General features: G+C 64.7%; 1 protein-coding gene. It reads left to right on the top strand.

Features of this window, described 5'->3' with window-relative positions:
* On the top strand, positions 1 to 643 hold a 643-nt coding region (locus ABWV89_RS18865; RefSeq protein ID WP_353400632.1), incomplete at both ends, for a hypothetical protein.

The following is a 643-nucleotide window of genomic DNA, read 5'->3' as shown; positions in this document are numbered from 1 at the left end:
TCGTGCACTGGCTGAATCGCGCTACCGCGACAGCTATGAGGCCATGCTCAATCCGCCCAAGCCGAACTGGCTGAAGATTGTGGTGGCGGTGGTGGCCGCGGCCGTGGTGACGTATTTCACTGCGGGGGCGGTGTCAGGCCTGGTGGGTGGCCTCTTGCCGGGGGGCACGGCGGTTGCAACCACGGGTAGCTTGGCGGGCACCACCGTCGTGGCTGGTGCAGTGGGTACAGGAACTGCCGCTACGGTTGGCGGGACGATTGCGCTGGGTGTGGGGGCTGCCGTGGGTGGCTACGCCGGCTCATTCGTCAGCACCTTGATTCAGACAGGCGACGTGGGCGAGGCCTTGCACGCGGGAGAGAAGAGTCTCAAGGCCGGCCTTGTGTCCACGGCGGTCAGGGTGTTTGTGCCCGGGATGGATATCACCAATGAGCTGGCCCAATTCGCTGTCAATACGTCAGCCACGGCCTTGGGCAGCACCGTGGCCTACGGCGGCAGCTTTGGCGAGAACCTGCTCAATGCAGGCATGGCTTCGGGCTTTGACAAACTGGGCGAGGGCTTCGCCGGCCACATTGGCGATCAACACAGCGCCAACTTGCTGACAGACGGCCAGCGAGACCTGGCGCATGCAGCACTGGGCTGTGGC

Origin of the sequence: Hydrogenophaga sp. 5NK40-0174 (assembly GCF_040372165.1) — a bacterium.
In the GTDB taxonomy this organism is placed as follows: Bacteria; Pseudomonadota; Gammaproteobacteria; order Burkholderiales; family Burkholderiaceae_C; genus Hydrogenophaga.
This window is presented reverse-complemented; position numbering and strand designations above follow the sequence as displayed.